Origin of the sequence: Candidatus Dechloromonas phosphoritropha, assembly GCA_016722705.1 — a bacterium.
GTDB lineage: Bacteria > Pseudomonadota > Gammaproteobacteria > Burkholderiales > Rhodocyclaceae > Azonexus > Azonexus phosphoritrophus.
Genome location: JADKGN010000004.1, coordinates 2278656 through 2293242 on the forward strand (window position 1 = coordinate 2278656; position 14587 = coordinate 2293242).

Sequence of the window (14587 nt, forward strand, 5' to 3'; positions counted from 1 at the left end):
GTCTCAATTATGATAACCATCCGGCGTACGACTACCGGCGCGCGTCAAGATAGTTGTCGCCTCGGTCATGCAGCCAATGGCGGAATAAGCTTGTCTTCCAGATGCGCGTTGGCGATGCAATCGCGTTCTGGATTGAGGGTCACTACACCGACCGGCGTCCAATTTCGTGTCTGACCAGTCCAGCGCGCCGGGTTGAGATCACGCGCTGAGGTATAGACGGCATGTCGGGCCGCGAGAATGGCGAGATCCTCGCCGGCATGGCGCTGGGCTGGGCTGACATAACGAATGCCACTGTGCCGATGCTCGACGTTGTACCAGTGCACGAAGCTGACTGCCCAGGTCCTGGCGTCGTTGAGCTCGGCAAAGCCGTTAGCAGGAAACTCAGGGCGGTATTTGGCCGTCCGAAACAGCGATTCCGCGTAAGCATTGTCATCACTGACTCGGGGTCGAGAATACGAGGGCCTGACTCCCAGCCAGTTGAGCATCGCCAGCACCGTCGTGGCCTTGAGCGTCGAGCCGTTGTCGCCGTGCAGAACAGGCTTGGTCGCGAGTGCGGCAATCCCCTCGGCGAGCGCCGTACGGCGCACCAGATGCGCGGCATGGTCGGCGTGATCGCTGCCAGGCACCTCCCAGCCGACAATCTTGCGGCTATACAGGTCGAGGATGAGATAAAGGTGAAACCAGTGCCCCTTAACCTTGCCTGGCAGATAAGTCATGTCCCAGCACCACACCTGGCGCGGCGTGGTGGCAATGTGCGTGGTCGGCACTCGCTGTTGCCTAGGCGCCTTGGCCCGTCCTCGGAGGGTGGTTTGACCGTGCTCACGCAGCACTCGGCTGAAGGTGGATTCGCTGGCCAGGTAAATCCCTTCATCAGCCAGCATCGGCACCATGCGCGCTGGCGGCACGGCCGCAAAGCGTGGCTCGTTGGCCACGGCAAGCACCTGCGTGCGTTCGGCCTCACTGAGCGCGTGCCTGGGCGTCGGGCGCATGGACAAGGGCCGGCGATCTGCGCAGATGCCGCCCTCAATGGCTTTCCAGCGTTGCAAGGTGCGTAACTCGATGCCGGCTACCTCGCGCAGGCAAGCCTGAGCCGAGCACCGGCGACATGGGCGGTATGGATGTCTTGGGCCAAGGCTTGGCGATCTTCAAGGCCGATCATTCGGCCTCGCCTTTGTTGAAGATCGCCGCGACTTTTTTTGAGAGAACCAGCAGGGCAGCGGTTTCAGCGAGTGCCCGGTCCTTGCGTAGCAATTCGCGTTCGAGTTCCTTGATGCGTTTGCGGTCTTGTCGGGTTGCTTGCGGGCTGGCTCTGACTTCTTCCGGTTCGGCCAACGCTGTCGTGGCGCTGGCCCACCATTTGATCAGCTCGTCCGGATAAACGCCGTGCTCTCGACACCACGCGCTTTTGCTGGTTTCGTCCAGCGCCGCAGTGACGATCACCGCCTCCAGGCGCGCCGCCACAGTCCATGCCCGCCCTCGGGCGGGCATGGACTGCGCGTCATCTCGCCAACGCTCAAGGGTTCCCGAACCAATGCCTACTTCACGGGCCACCACATCTATTGCTGCATTTTCCGGCGCCAACAATCGTGCTACCGCTCTACCTTTGAACTTCTCTGAATACCTTGCCATTTCCATCCTTTGTCGCCGCCCCAGGGGGAGATTCTATCGAGGCGACAACTATTCTGACGTAGGGGGCGTGACACAAGGGGGCTTTACCCGAATGGCACTCACTTAATTTTTTTCGGATGCCCATTTTTTCGGATGCTTGCCCGGGCACTAGTGGTGCGTTCCATTAATATATTTACAAACGTGCCGTTAATTGCCATGATTGTTCTACCATTTGACGTGGAGGTGATCATGGGACGGACAACAGGAGTTCGACAGTTCAGCGGCAAAAGTAGCCATTTTTGACACATGGCCCCAGTAACGGCGCGGGTTTCAGAGGATGTCTAAGAAAGTTGTGTGGTGGCACGCTAAGGCCTATTAAATTCTGACTTGACAGGACTCATGTCGGTGATGCTGTGGCGGCATGCATGTCAAGATAACCACCTCAGGAGGTCGCCGCTACGTCCAACTCGTCGAGTCCTACCGGGACGACGCTGGGCGGGTGAAGAAGCGTACCGTGGCGACGCTTGGCCGTCTTGATTAACGCGATGGCGGTCTCGATTCAGTGATCAAGGGGTTGCTCAAGGTATCGGGCCGTGAAGCCATGGTGGTTGTGCCACCGACACCGACGGTGAGCTTCGAGTCGGCCCGGGCGTTTGGCGATGTATGGACACTGACCGAACTCTGGAAATCGCTCGGTTTTGCCGAACTGAAGCGGGTGTTTCGCCGCACGCGGCATACGATCGACGTGGAAGCGCTGATCCGGGTGATGGTGTTCAACCGACTCTGCGATCCGGAATCCAAACTGGGCGTGTTGCGCTGGCTGGAGACGGTGGCCTTGCCTGAGGTCGAGGTCAAAGCGATCACGCATCAGCATCTGCTGCGCAGCATGGATGCCCTGATGGATCAACACGAGGCGGTCGATACCGTGGTGGCCGGCTTGCTGCGAGCGATGATCGATCAGGATCTGTCCGTCGTGTTCTATGACCTGACGACGATACGCGCCGAGGGACTGAGCACCCAGGAAAGCGATGTGCGTGCCTTTGGCATGGCCAAGGAAGGGCTGATTGCACGGCAATTCATGCTCGGCGTGGTGCAGACGGCCGAGGGCTTGCCGATCTGCCACGCGGTGGTCGACGGCAATACGGCGGAGACAAAGACGCTGCTGCCGATGCTCAAAATCGTGTTGAACCGGTTCCCCTCGGTCAGTCGCCTGGTGTTGGTGGCCGATCGCGGCTTGCTCAGCTTGGACAACCTCGATGCGCTGAGCGAAATACGTCTGGCCAGTGGCCGGCCGCTCGAATTCATCCTGGCGGTGCCGGGACGCCGCTATCACGAATTCACTGAACTGCTCGATGACTTCCACAAGAGCCAGTGCCAAGCGGCAACCGTCGAGATCATCGCTGAAAAGACGTGGAACGCGCTGCGCTTGGTGATTGCCCACGATCCAGAACGTACCGCCCTACAGACCCAACGACGGGACGAGCAGATCGGGAAGCTGATCCAGCGCGCCGCGCAGTGGGTGGGCAAACTTGACGATCAGGATGACGGCGTCAACCATCGGGGCCGCAAGCTCTCGGACAGTGGCGCCAAGGCGCGCTTCTTCCATGAGGTCAGCGAGGCCCATCTGTCGAAGATCATCAAGGTCGACCTGAAAAGCGAGCGCTTCATCTACGCTATCGATGAGCGCGCGCGTTCCTTGGCGAACCTGATGGACGGCAAACTGCTGCTGGTGACCAATACGACGGACCTGATCACCCGGGACGTTGTTGCACGGTACAAGTCGCTGGCGGATATCGAGCGCGGCTTCAAGGTACTCAAATCCGAATTGGAGATCGGACCGGTCACCACCGTCTGCCCGAACGCATCCGGGCTCACGCGGCGATCTGCTTCATGGCGCTGATCCTTTACCGGGTCATGCGTCAGCGCCTGAAAGCGGCCAACGCCGGGCTATCGCCGGAACGAGCGCTCGACTACCTTCGCCGAATCCAGCGTCACCAGATCCGGCTCAACGCGTCTGAACCCGTCACCGGCGTCTCGATCCTCAGTGCCGAGCAAACCGAGGTGCTTAATGCCCTGGACGTGAAAAAACCGACCGCCCCGCAGCAACTGACGCTGTTGTAGTGGCATTCTTTAAATTCACCTCAAGTGAAATCAGTCACTTGCGCAATTAACTGTCGAACTCGGGAGGGCAGCCCCAAAAAAACCGTGGTCGACCAGAAACGCTTGCCTTACCCGAGGATTACGTCCCTCGCGGCAGCTGAACGGGCACAGCGCCATGGGCCGGACTCGATTCCAACGTTACGATTGCTTATAGCCCGCACCATCGTCAGCAGGCTTCAGCGATGTAACCGGCAACTACGCGGCGTCGAGCGCCCCTACTTCGGCAACGCGTACAAAGGCGAGCGCAGCGGGTTCTGAGCGAACAGTTCTTTCCAGACCCGTGGCGTGAGTTCATGGACGCGGTCGGCGGGGTGCTCGGCGACGCGCTGCAGGACATCGACGAGATAATCGTAGGGGTCGATCTGATGCAGCCGACAGGTAACGATCAGGCTCTGGATGATCCCGACCTGCCTGGCGCCGAACTCCGTCCAGCAGAACAGCCAGGAGCGGCGCCCCATGGGAATCACCCGCAGGGCGCGTTCGAGGTGATTGGTGTCGATCGGCACGTCCGGGTCGGCGAGGAAGACCTCCAGTCCCCATCGTCGATCGCGCGCATAGGCCAGCGCCCTGGTCAGCGGATTGCGCGGTAACAGCCCCTGCGCCGCGAAGCGTTCGCCAACCCAGGCGAAGAAACGCTCGACGATCGGTTTGGCATGCTCCAGACGATAGTCGCGCTTCCTTGCACCGGTGAGCTTTTGCTCGCGGATGCGCTCTTCGACCTGATACAGGTCCCCAATGAGCGCGAGTGCCTGCGCTGCCGCTTCTGGTTCCGCGTCTTGCGCGTCAAAGAACTTACGACGCGTGTGCGCCCAGCATTGGGCGTGCGTGATCCCGATCTGCGCCGCGTAATGACTGTAGGCCTGATAGCCGTCCGACAACAGCACCGCGCCTTCGGCGGCGGTCAGTCCGAGGGCCGCCTCGACGTGCTTGAACTCGCGACTGGCGAAGAAGGGGAAACAGATTTCGTCGCCTTCGCCATACACCGGCCAGAAGTACGCCGCTTTCAGCTTGCCGGGTGCGCCCTGTCCGGCCTTGATCGGCGTCTCGTCCATCGCCTTGACGCGCGAGCTGCGGATCGAGGCAAACTGCGCCTCGTAGATCGGTTCGAGCAGAGTGATGCCCTGTTGCCCGATCTGCGTCAGCCACGGCCGGCTGACGGTGATTCCCGCATCGGCCAGGCGTTGATGCTGGCGATACAGTGGCAGGTGGTAGGCAAATTTGTCAATCAGCAGTCCGGCGACGAAGCTGACGTCGGCCCGGCTGCCCTCAATGACACCGGCCGGCGCGTTGGCGCAGACCAGTGTCTGGTTACTCTTGAGCTTGATTACCGGCCGGCGATACTTGATCACCACGTAGCTACCCGGCCGTTGCGCCAGGCGATAGCTGTCCTTGTGGCTGATGACCTCGTAGTCCTCGGGAGAGAGGCCTTCGACTTCCGGCGCGGTGAGCTCGACGACTTCGACTGGGACGCGGTTCTCGTCGAAGAAGGGCACGCTTTCGTCACTGGGACGCTTGCTGGTCGGCTGACGGGTATGCGCGGCGACGGGGCGACCTGGTGACTCAGAACCTGGTGGGGGCGTCGGGAACTCGCCGAGACTCAGTTGGCCGCTCGGCGTGACGTCGATGCGTCGTTCGCTTTTCTGGCCGAAGATCTGGCGCTTGAACCAGTCGATTTGTTGCTTCAGTGCGGTGATTTCAGCAGACAGCGTCTGGCACAGATCCAGCACCTCTTGCGGGCACAATGCCGCGGCTTGTTCGAGGTTGTAAAACCGTCTGGTAACGTGCTGAATCCATGCGTGTATTTTAACACAAGCCGCTGTTTTGAAGCGTTTTTATGGGCGCTCCAGAGGCGTGATAACGCTTCTTCCGGCGTCCCGGCTCGATCCCTTCGAGGAGCAGTTTCAGACCGGTCCAGTCGATTTCGCACGTGCGCACTTTATCCCAGTTGGCGACGAAACGGCCTTCTTCGAGACGCTTGGCCCACAGGCAGAAGCCGCTGCGATCCCAGTAGAGCACCTTCACCTGAGTGCCACGGCGATTGAAGAAGACGAAGAGCTGGCCGCTCAGCGGGTCCTGACCGAGGACATGACGGGTGATCGCGTACAGACCGTCGAAGGATTTGCGCAGGTCGACCGGCTGGCCATAGACTTGGACGCGGATTTGGCCTTCAGGGAAAAACATCAGCGGCGCTCCAGCTGCAGGATCAGGCCGCCGCCGAGGTCGAGGGTGAGGTGGAAACGAGCGGGCGTCGCCGTGGTTGTGCTCAGAGGGCCGACGTCGACGAAGGTGGCCGGCTGGCCGCTGGCCTTGTCCTGACTGTCGAGGGCGATGCCCAGACGTGTGCGCCAGCGATGGAAGCTGGTATCGCTGATCCCTTCGCGTTTGCAGAAGGTCGCAACGTTCAAACCGCTGCCCGGAAATCGCGACAGCAACGCCTCCCATTCGCTCGCGCTACGCCGCACCCGCGACCCTTCCCCTGCCTTGGCCATCCTGGCCTCCTCCGCGTTTCGTGATTCGAGGAGGACATTGTCGACAGCACGATCGGCGCTGGAAAGAACGCCGCAGAGTTACCGGTTACTCAGCGATGTCCGTGTTGCGGGATGGTCCCATCCAACTTTTGGCACAGTAAGACCAGGAAGCTAAAAGGGTCTGGAATTTTGGTGTGGCTAATTCTCGACGAACAATAGAGACAGCAGCAAGCGACTGGGCGAACACGAAAAAGGGGGCGGGCTGATATTTCTAAGTGGTGCGTCGGCGATAGGTCACGAAGGCGTGCCCGTTCCCCTCGATTTTTGCCGCTTTTTCCCAGTCGACCCCAGCAATCTCGGGAAACCAGGCATCGCCTTCCGGTTCTTGATTGACTTCAGTAATTTCCAGGCGGTCGGCGACGGCCATTGCCTGCGCATAGATTTGCTCGCCGCCGATGACAAAAACGCTTGCTGCGGTCGACGCCATTTTCAAGGCATTTTCCAATGAGTCTGCAACTTCGGCGCCGGGTGTGTCATAGTCGGCCTGGCGGCTGACGACGATGTTGCGGCGCCCCGGCAGGGGCCGGAAGCGCTGTGGCAGCGATTCCCAGGTTTTGCGCCCCATGACGACCGTGTGGCCGGCGGTCAGCGCCTTGAAATGCGCCATGTCTTCCGGGATGTTCCAGAGCAGCCGGTTGTCGCGGCCGATCACGCGGTTGCTGGCGACGGCAGCGATGAGGACGATTTCCGGCATCGCTTTCAGGTGCGGGCGGCGATGGCGTCTTGGTAGAGGGTGACGTAGTCGTGGGCGACGTGTTCCCACGAGAAATCGCGGCGCATGCCGTTCTGCTGGATGCGCTGCCACAGCTTGCGGTCTTGCCAGTAGCGGGTGGCGCGTTCGAGCGTCAGCCACAGCGCGTGCGGCGTTTCCCCGTCGACGACGAAGCCGTTGGCCGTCTTGGCGGCCAGTGTGGCTTCGCTGACGTCGATCACGGTATCGGCGAGGCCGCCGGTGGCACGCACGATGGGCGGCGTGCCGTAGCGCAGGCTGTACATCTGGTTGAGGCCGCAGGGCTCGAAGCGCGACGGCATCAGGAAGCAGTCGGCACCGGCCTCGATGCGATGGGCCAGGGTTTCGTCGAAGCCGAGGCGGACGGCGATCTGGCCGGGGTGGCGAGCGGCGAGCTCGCTGAACCCGGCTTCTAGGGCCTTGTCGCCGCTACCGAGAATGGCCAGCTGGGCCGGCAGGTGGGTGATTCCGTCACCCAGCGCCAGCACGAGATCGAGTCCCTTCTGGTCGGTCAGGCGGCTGATGATACCGAACAGTGGCCGATCGTCCACCGGGTCGAGGCCCATTTCCAGTTGCAGCGCACGCTTGTTGGTGCGCTTGGCGGCGAGCCGGTTGGCAGCATAGGGAGCGGCCAGCGCGGGATCGCAGGCCGGGTTCCAGATTGCGCTGTCGACGCCGTTCAGGATGCCGCGCAGCGCGTTGGCGCGATGGCGCAGCAAGGGAGCAAGCCCGTAGCCGAAATACTCGTCCTGGATTTCGCGGGCGTAGGTCGGGCTGACCGTCGAGATCAGCGTCGCCAGTTGCAGGCCGGCCTTGAGGAAGGAAAGCTGGCCGTGGTATTCGACACCATCGAGGCGCCAGGCGTAATCAGGCAGGCCGAGCGCCGACAGGTAGCCGGGGGCGAAGTTGCCCTGGAAGGCGATGTTGTGCACGGTGACGACGCTGGCGGCGCCGCCCTCGTAATGCAGCCAGGCCGGGGCGAGCGCCGTCTGCCAGTCGTTGACATGGACGGCATCGGGGCGCCAGGCGAGCGGCGAGGCTGGTTGGCCGAGCAGCGCGGCAACCCGTGAAAGCAGGCCAAAGCGGATGCCGTTGTCAGTCCAGTCGTGGCCGAGCGCGTCGAGATAGGGATTGCCGGGACGCTCATAGAGCGGCGGACAGTCGAGCAGGATCAGCGGCAGGCCGTCGGCCTCGGCGGCGAGCAGGCGGGCCGCCGGCAGGGCCGGGGCAAGCGACGGCAGTTCGGCGAGCAGGGTGGCTTGCGGAAAGGCTGTGAGCATTGCCGGATAGGCGGGAATCAGCACCCGGACATCGTGGCGGGCGCGGCGCAGCGCTGCCGGCAAAGCAGCGGCGACGTCGCCGAGGCCGCCGGTCTTGACCCAGGGAGCCATTTCCGAGGTGGCGAAGAGGATCGAAAGGCGGTTCATCGGTTTTTCAGGGCGGCCAGCAGGCCGCGCGTCGAGGAGTCGAAGGCGGCGTCGTCGCCGGCGCCTTCAAGCAACGGTGTCAGCCGGTTGGCGAGTTGCTTGCCGAGTTCGACACCCCACTGGTCGAAGGAATTCAGGTTCCACAGGACGCCGAGGCAGAAGACCTTGTGCTCGTAGAGCGCCAGCAACTGGCCCAGCGTGTACGGGCTAAGCGCCGGCAGGAGCAGCGTGGTCGACGGCTGGTTGCCTGGAAAAACCTTGTACGGAACCAGTACTTCCGGCACGCCGGCGGCACGGGCCTCGGCGGCGGCCTGGCCAAAGGCGAGCGCGGCCGATTGCGCCAGGCAGTTGGCGAGCAGCGCCACATGGTGGCTGCCGGGCAGCGGAAAGTCGCTGTCGCGCAGCGCGATGAAATCACAGGGAATGGTCTGGCCACCCTGATGGAGCAATTGATAGAACGAGTGCTGGCCATTGGTTCCCGCTTCACCCCAGAGTACCGGACAGGTCCCGACGCCGACTGCTTCGCCGTCGCGGTCGGTCTGCTTGCCGTTGCTCTCCATTTCGAGTTGCTGCAGGTAGGCTGGCAGCAGAGCGAGCGACTGGCTGTAGGGCAGGATCGCCAGGCTTGACGCGCCGAGGAAGTCGGTATTCCACAGGCTGAGCAGAGCCAGCGTCAGCGGCAGGTTGGCGGCTGCCGGCGCTTCGATGAAGTGCTTGTCCATGGCGCGGGCGCCGGCCAGCAGTTGCTTGAATTGCCGCCAGCCGACGGCCAGCGCCAGCGACAGGCCGATTGCCGACCACAGCGAAAAGCGCCCGCCGACCCAGTCCCAGAATTCGAAGACGTTGTCGGGGGAGATGCCGAACTGTCGCGTCAGTTCCATGTTGGTCGAGATGGCGACGAAATGCTGGCTGACCGCGCTTTCGCGCCCGGCCGCGGCGAGCAGCCAGGCGCGGGCGGTGCGCGCGTTGGTCAGCGTCTCGAGCGTGGCGAACGTCTTGCTGGCGATCACGAACAGCGTTGTGCGCGGGTTGAGCCGGGCGAGCAGCGGGGCGATGTCGGCGCCATCGACGTTGGCGACGAAATGGACATTGAGGTCCGGCTGGTGGTGCGCGGCGAGCGCCCTGACCGCCATGCGCGGCCCGAGGTCAGAACCGCCGATGCCGATATTGACGACATCGGTGATGTGCTCGCCGGCAAACCCTCGCCACTTGCCGCTGTGAATGCTCTCGCAGAAGTTCCGTAGGCGCTCGAGGACAACGCGCACTTCGAGCGGTTCCTGCTTGTCGGCACGCAGCGCCATGTGACGGACGGCGCGGCCTTCGGTGTGGTTGATCGGCTCGCCGGCCACCATCTTCCGCTTCCAGCCGTCGAGGTCGGCGGCGTCGGCCAGCGCGTGCAGCAGTGTGAGTGTTTCGGCGTCGATGCGCTGCTTGGAGAAATCGAGCAGCAGGCCGTCGTGGCGGAGCGAGAAGCGTTCGAAGCGTTGTCCGTCGGCGGCGAACAGTTCGCGCAGCTGCGCCGGGCGCACGGCTTCGGCATGGGCGGCAACGGCGCGCCAGGCAGGGGAGTCGACAAGTCTCATAGCCAGACCATCAGGCCCGTCTCAAACCTGTGGATCAGTTCCGGATGCGACGGGAAGACGCGGATCCGGTATTCGAGCTTGCCGCAGATTTCCGGCGTCAGGTCGATGGTGTACAGCATTTCGCCATTACCGGTTACTCCCCGGGTGCTCAGCGGGTAGTGACGGGCCCGCCGGATGAACGTGCCTTGCGGACCCGGGCGCCCGATCAGCGCCTCGACGGTGACGTCTTCCGGATTCAGTCCGTTGAGCTGGACGGCAACCTGGATCTGCAGGGACTTGCCGAAGTCGAGACGACGCTCGGGCATGTCGAGACGGTGCAGGCGCACACCCGGCCAGGCCCCGCGCACCCGCGCCTTCCATTCGGCCACGGCGCGGGCGATGGCGAATTCGCGGTTGGCGAAGCGTCGACCGTGCAAGGCGGCCGGCGCATAGAATTTCTTCGCGTACTCGGCAACCATGCGGATGACGTTGAAACGCGGCGCGATGGTCATGATCGATTGCTTGGCCATCGCCACCCACTGCGGCGAATAGCCCATCGGGCCAGTACGGTAGTAGGTTGGAATGACATGGTCCTGGAGCAGTTCGTAGAGCGTGCGCGCTTCCTCGGCATCGCGCTGGGCGTCGCCGAGATGCCCGGGGGCAGGCTTGATCGCCCAGCCGTTGGGCACGTCGTCACTGTCGTCGTAGCCTTCGCCCCACCAGCCGTCGAGTACCGAGAGGTTGAGGGCGCCGTTCATTGCCGCCTTCATGCCGGAGGTCCCGGAGGCCTCGAGCGGATAGATCGGATTGTTGAGCCAGACATCGACGCCGGCGACCAGAGAGCGCGACAGGTGCAGGTCGTAGCCCTCGACGAGCAGGATGTGGCCCTCGAACTCGGGGCGCCTGGCCATCTGGGCGATCTTGCGGATGATCTCCTGGCCCGGCTGGTCGGCTGGGTGGGCCTTGCCGGCGAACAGGAAGAGCACCGGCCGGTCGGCTTGGGCGATGATCTCGGCCAGCCACTCCGGATCCTGGAAGAGCAGCGCGGCGCGCTTGTAGGTCGCGAAGCGACGCGCGAAGCCGATGGTCAGGACATTCGGGTTTTCCGGATCGGCATACTTGAGCAGGCGGTCGAGGTGAGCCAGCGAGCCCAGGTTGCGCTGGTGCTGTTCGCCGATGCGCTCGCGGACGAGTTGCAGCAATTGCGATTTCAGTTGCTGACGGATGCTCCAGAAGGTCTGGTCGGGAACCTTGGCAATCCCGTCCCAGTTGGCCGTTTCGGTCTGGCGTTCGCGCCAGCCGGTGCCGAGATAGCGCTCGAAGGTTTCGTCCCATTCGGTGGCCAGAAAGGTTGGTAGGTGGACACCGTTGGTCACGTAGTCCATCGGGTTTTCATCGGGGTTGATCTGCGGCCACACATAGCGGCAGATATTGGCCGAGACACCGCCATGGATGCGCGAAACTCCGTTGTGGTGGCGGGAGCCGCGCAAGGCCAGGGCGGTCATGTTGAAATTCGTCTTGCCCGGCTCGGCGCCCATTCCCAGGAGTTGCTCGCAGGGTACGCCGACCCCGTGGCACCAATCGGAGAAGTAGTGGTGGATCATTTCCTCCGGGAAATGATCGTGCCCGGCCGGAACCGGCGTATGCGTCGTAAATACGACATTGGCGGCGACGGCCTCGGACGCGGCGGCGTAAGGCAGGCCGGCGCTGACCAGGCTGCGGATGCGTTCGAGGATGAGGAAGGCGGCGTGACCTTCGTTGACATGCCAGACCGTCGGCTTGAGGCCAAGCGCGGCGAGAGCGCGAACGCCGCCGATACCAAGCAGGATTTCCTGTTCGATGCGCGTCGTCCGATCGCCGCCGTAGAGGCGGTGGGTGATCTCCCGGTCATGCGGCGAATTCTGCGGCAGCCAGGTGTCAAGCAGGACGAGCCGGACGTGGCCGACGCGGGCTTCCCAGAGCCTGGCGTGGACCATGCGGCCGGGAAAATCGACCGCGACGACGACATCCTTGCCGTCGGCGTCACGCAGTGGCGAGATCGGCAGGTCGTCGAAATCGGAATCGCTGTAGGTGGCCTGCTGGTTGCCGTCGGCATCAAGGGTCTGGTGGAAGTAGCCTTGGTGGTAGAGGAGGCCGATGCCGATGAAGGGAAGGCCCATGTCGCTGGCTGCCTTGCAATGGTCGCCGGCGAGGATGCCGAGACCGCCGGAGTAAATTGGCAGGCTCTCATGGAAGCCGAATTCGGCGCAGAAATAGGCGATCAGGTCGTCTCTCTTGAACGACTGGCCATGGACGTGGGCCATGTTGGGCAGTTCGTGGTAGCTGCCGTAGGCGGAGATGACGCGATTCAGCGTGCCGATGAAGACCGGATTCTCGGCCGCGGCTTCGAGGTGTTTCTGGTCGGCGCGCTTGAGAATGGCCTTGGGATTGTGGTTGGTCGCCTTCCACAGGCCTTCCGACAGTTGCGCGAAGAGTGAGCGCGTCGAGCGATCCCAACTGTACCAGAGGTTGCCGGCGAGATCTTCGAGCGGTTTAAGACGCGCCGGTATCCTGGGATTGACTTCGAGTTTGAATACGGTTCCGGTCATGATGTGCTCTGTTGGGTCGTCAGTTGGAGTTGCAGGGTGAAACGGTCATCGGGCACTGTCCAAGTGACGGACAGTTCGACGCTCTGCATTATTTTCTCAAAGCCGGCCTCGGATTGGGAGACCGTCTGCTGCGGTCGACCGCGAATTTCCGCCGGAATTGACGCCAACAGATGGATGCCGCCGCCGAGGACGCCATCTTCCAGCGTCAGCGTGCTGGCCACGGGCAGGTCGAGTGGCGAGCCGAAGCCGCCGGGAATGCTGCCATCGGCGAGCACGTAGCGGCCGAGGAAGCCATCGCAGCTCGGCATCGCCAGGTTGAGGCGGGTCGCGAAGCGACGTCCGGCGAGGCCGGTGAGCAGCCAATTGATAGTTGCCGTCGCATCGTTAAGCGCATAGCACTTGATGATGCCGGGACGGGCGAAGCGCAGGGCGTCCGGCGTAGCCAGAGCGTAATCATTGACGGCGACGCCGCCGAGTTGATCGAGAAACAGGGCGCGCGGCAAGGCGTCGGGTACGATATCTTCTGCCGCCACCGGATGCTTGAAGCGGATGACATCGTGCGCCGAGGCGATGCCCTCGCCGAGGTGTTCGCTCGGCACCGAGCCGATCCTGTCGTGGTAGTGCTCGTGGTAGCGGCGCAGTGTGTCGCCGAAATTGTGGCTCAGCGCGTAGCTAGTCAGTTCATGCGCCGCCGCCAGGCCGTCGTCGCGCACGACCAGTTGCAAGCGGTCGTTGTGGACGAAGGTCTCGATTTTGCCATCGAAATCGAGGTCGACCGCAACGCTTGCCGGGCGCGGCTGGAGCGCGTCGAGTTTCGCTTCCAGCGCGACGATGTTGTTCCACACCGCGCGCCGCAGGTGCGGCAGGTAAAGGCCGCCAAACAGGCCGTGCCAGTAGGCATCGTTGGCCTGGGCGCGGTAGAGGTCGGCAGTCAGTTCCGGCGGCACCACGGGCAATGCGGCGAGGCGGCTCGACAGCGCCTGCATGCGCTTGTGCATCCAGTTGGCTTCCGGGTAGCGCGACATGAAGTTGCGCCAGATGCCGCCGCGCATGAACGGCCGGTGCAGCTCACCGCGGCCGGCAGCCTTCTCGCCGGCGACGAAATTCGCGTAAATGCCGGCGGCGGGCATCGGCAACGTCCATTCGTTCATTTCACTGTACGAGGTGGTCGGCAGATAGACGATGCCGCGCGTCGCCTGAGCGGCGTGAAAGTCGGCATAGGTCGCGGTGCGGATCTTCGGGCTGGCCAGCACGCCTTCGATCAGCGCCTTGAGCCAGCCGCGGTTGTAGACCCAGTCGTAGGTCTCCGGCCAGATGCCGAATTTCTCGATGTCGTCAAAATAGATCGCCGCCGCCTGGCCCTGGTCGGCAAGGTCTTCCAGATAGCCGATGACCTCGTGCGCCGGCGAGAAGGGGAGGCGGTAACGTAGAGCCTCGGAGATCGGGAAGAGGTCGAGGCGCTTGCCGCCTTCCTCGGTACTGTAGAAGCAGTCGAGTTCGCCGGAGCGCTTGCCGGTGCACAGGAAATGGTAGTCGTCGACAGTCACGTAGGCCATGCCGGTCGCCGCCAGGGCGGGCACCACCGATGATTCCCAGACGCGCTCGGTCAGCCAGGCGCCAGTCGGCCTGACGCCGGTCCAGGCGGTCAGCTTGTCGTTCAGTGTGCGCAACTGGCCGACACGGTCGCGCTGGGGAATGGCGGCGAGCACCGGTTCGGTGTCGCCGGAGCTGAACATCTCGACCTGCCCGCGCGCCACCATTGCGGCAAGCAACGCCATGTCGGCCGGGTAGCGCTCGCGGAGCCAGTCGAGCAGCCAACCCGAGAAATGGGCGGCGAATCGGAAGTCCGGGTAGGCGTAAAGGGTTTCGAGGAAGGGCTTGTAGCAGCGCAGATGCGCATCCGCCATCACTTCCGGAAAATTACCCACCGGCTGGTGGGCATGGACGCCGAGGAGGAGGGTAACAGCTTGGGTCATGAGTCAGG

Annotated in this window: 8 protein-coding genes and 2 pseudogenes; 1 reads left to right on the forward strand and 9 read right to left on the reverse strand. The window is 63.1% G+C overall.

Translation table 11 applies throughout. The annotated features are described in order from the left end of the window. Window positions 1-65: 65 nt before the first annotated feature. Window positions 66-1629: pseudogene (locus IPP03_16755) on the reverse strand (IS3 family transposase). Between the two features lie 400 nt (window positions 1630-2029). Here IPP03_16755 and IPP03_16760 point away from each other — a divergent pair. Continuing rightward, window positions 2030-3729 (forward strand): annotated as a pseudogene (locus IPP03_16760) (IS1634 family transposase). Between the two features lie 254 nt (window positions 3730-3983). On the opposite strand, the gene IPP03_16765 reads toward IPP03_16760, so the two are convergent. The 8 genes from IPP03_16765 to IPP03_16800 form a co-directional block, all read right to left on the reverse strand. Beyond that, window positions 3984-5558, reverse strand: coding sequence for an IS66 family transposase (locus IPP03_16765; protein MBL0354215.1), 1575 nt, complete (start codon window positions 5556-5558; stop codon window positions 3984-3986). Between the two features lie 13 nt (window positions 5559-5571). Next, window positions 5572-5949: an IS66 family insertion sequence element accessory protein TnpB gene (tnpB, locus tag IPP03_16770; protein ID MBL0354216.1), complete on the reverse strand. Its 378-nt coding sequence runs from the start codon at window positions 5947-5949 to the stop codon at window positions 5572-5574. Then, window positions 5949-6257 carry an IS66 family insertion sequence element accessory protein TnpB gene (locus IPP03_16775; protein ID MBL0354217.1) on the reverse strand — a complete coding sequence of 103 codons (309 nt, stop codon included), beginning with the start codon at window positions 6255-6257 and terminating at the stop codon, window positions 5949-5951. Before IPP03_16775 ends, tnpB begins: the two co-directional genes overlap by 1 nt. Window positions 6258-6507: 250 nt before the next feature. Further along, entirely contained in the window at window positions 6508-6990 is a 483-nt protein-coding gene (locus tag IPP03_16780) for a dihydrofolate reductase (GenBank protein MBL0354218.1), read from the reverse strand. A 5-nt stretch (window positions 6991-6995) separates the two neighbouring features. Then, window positions 6996-8453 (reverse strand): glycogen synthase GlgA, encoded by a 1458-nt coding sequence (gene glgA, locus IPP03_16785; GenBank protein ID MBL0354219.1) that lies wholly within the window; start codon window positions 8451-8453, stop codon window positions 6996-6998. Continuing rightward, window positions 8450-10036, reverse strand: a complete 1587-nt coding sequence (gene pgi, locus IPP03_16790; GenBank protein ID MBL0354220.1) for a glucose-6-phosphate isomerase — start codon at window positions 10034-10036, stop codon at window positions 8450-8452. Before pgi ends, glgA begins: the two co-directional genes overlap by 4 nt. Next, window positions 10033-12606: an alpha-glucan family phosphorylase gene (gene glgP, locus IPP03_16795; GenBank protein ID MBL0354221.1), complete on the reverse strand. Its 2574-nt coding sequence runs from the start codon at window positions 12604-12606 to the stop codon at window positions 10033-10035. Before glgP ends, pgi begins: the two co-directional genes overlap by 4 nt. Then, the gene (locus tag IPP03_16800) at window positions 12600-14579 is read right to left on the reverse strand and encodes a DUF1926 domain-containing protein (protein ID MBL0354222.1); all 1980 of its coding nucleotides are present in this window, start codon (window positions 14577-14579) and stop codon (window positions 12600-12602) included. Before IPP03_16800 ends, glgP begins: the two co-directional genes overlap by 7 nt. Window positions 14580-14587 lie beyond the last annotated feature (8 nt).

Coding starts and splice junctions, on each gene's coding strand:
- glgA (MBL0354219.1), bottom strand. CDS start 8,453: ATGAACCGCCTTTCGATCCTCTTCGCCACCTCGGAAATGGCTCCCTGG.
- tnpB (MBL0354216.1), bottom strand. CDS start 5,949: ATGTTTTTCCCTGAAGGCCAAATCCGCGTCCAAGTCTATGGCCAGCCG.
- IPP03_16800 (MBL0354222.1), bottom strand. CDS start 14,579: ATGACCCAAGCTGTTACCCTCCTCCTCGGCGTCCATGCCCACCAGCCG.
- IPP03_16775 (MBL0354217.1), bottom strand. CDS start 6,257: ATGGCCAAGGCAGGGGAAGGGTCGCGGGTGCGGCGTAGCGCGAGCGAA.
- pgi (MBL0354220.1), bottom strand. CDS start 10,036: ATGAGACTTGTCGACTCCCCTGCCTGGCGCGCCGTTGCCGCCCATGCC.
- IPP03_16780 (MBL0354218.1), bottom strand. CDS start 6,990: ATGCCGGAAATCGTCCTCATCGCTGCCGTCGCCAGCAACCGCGTGATC.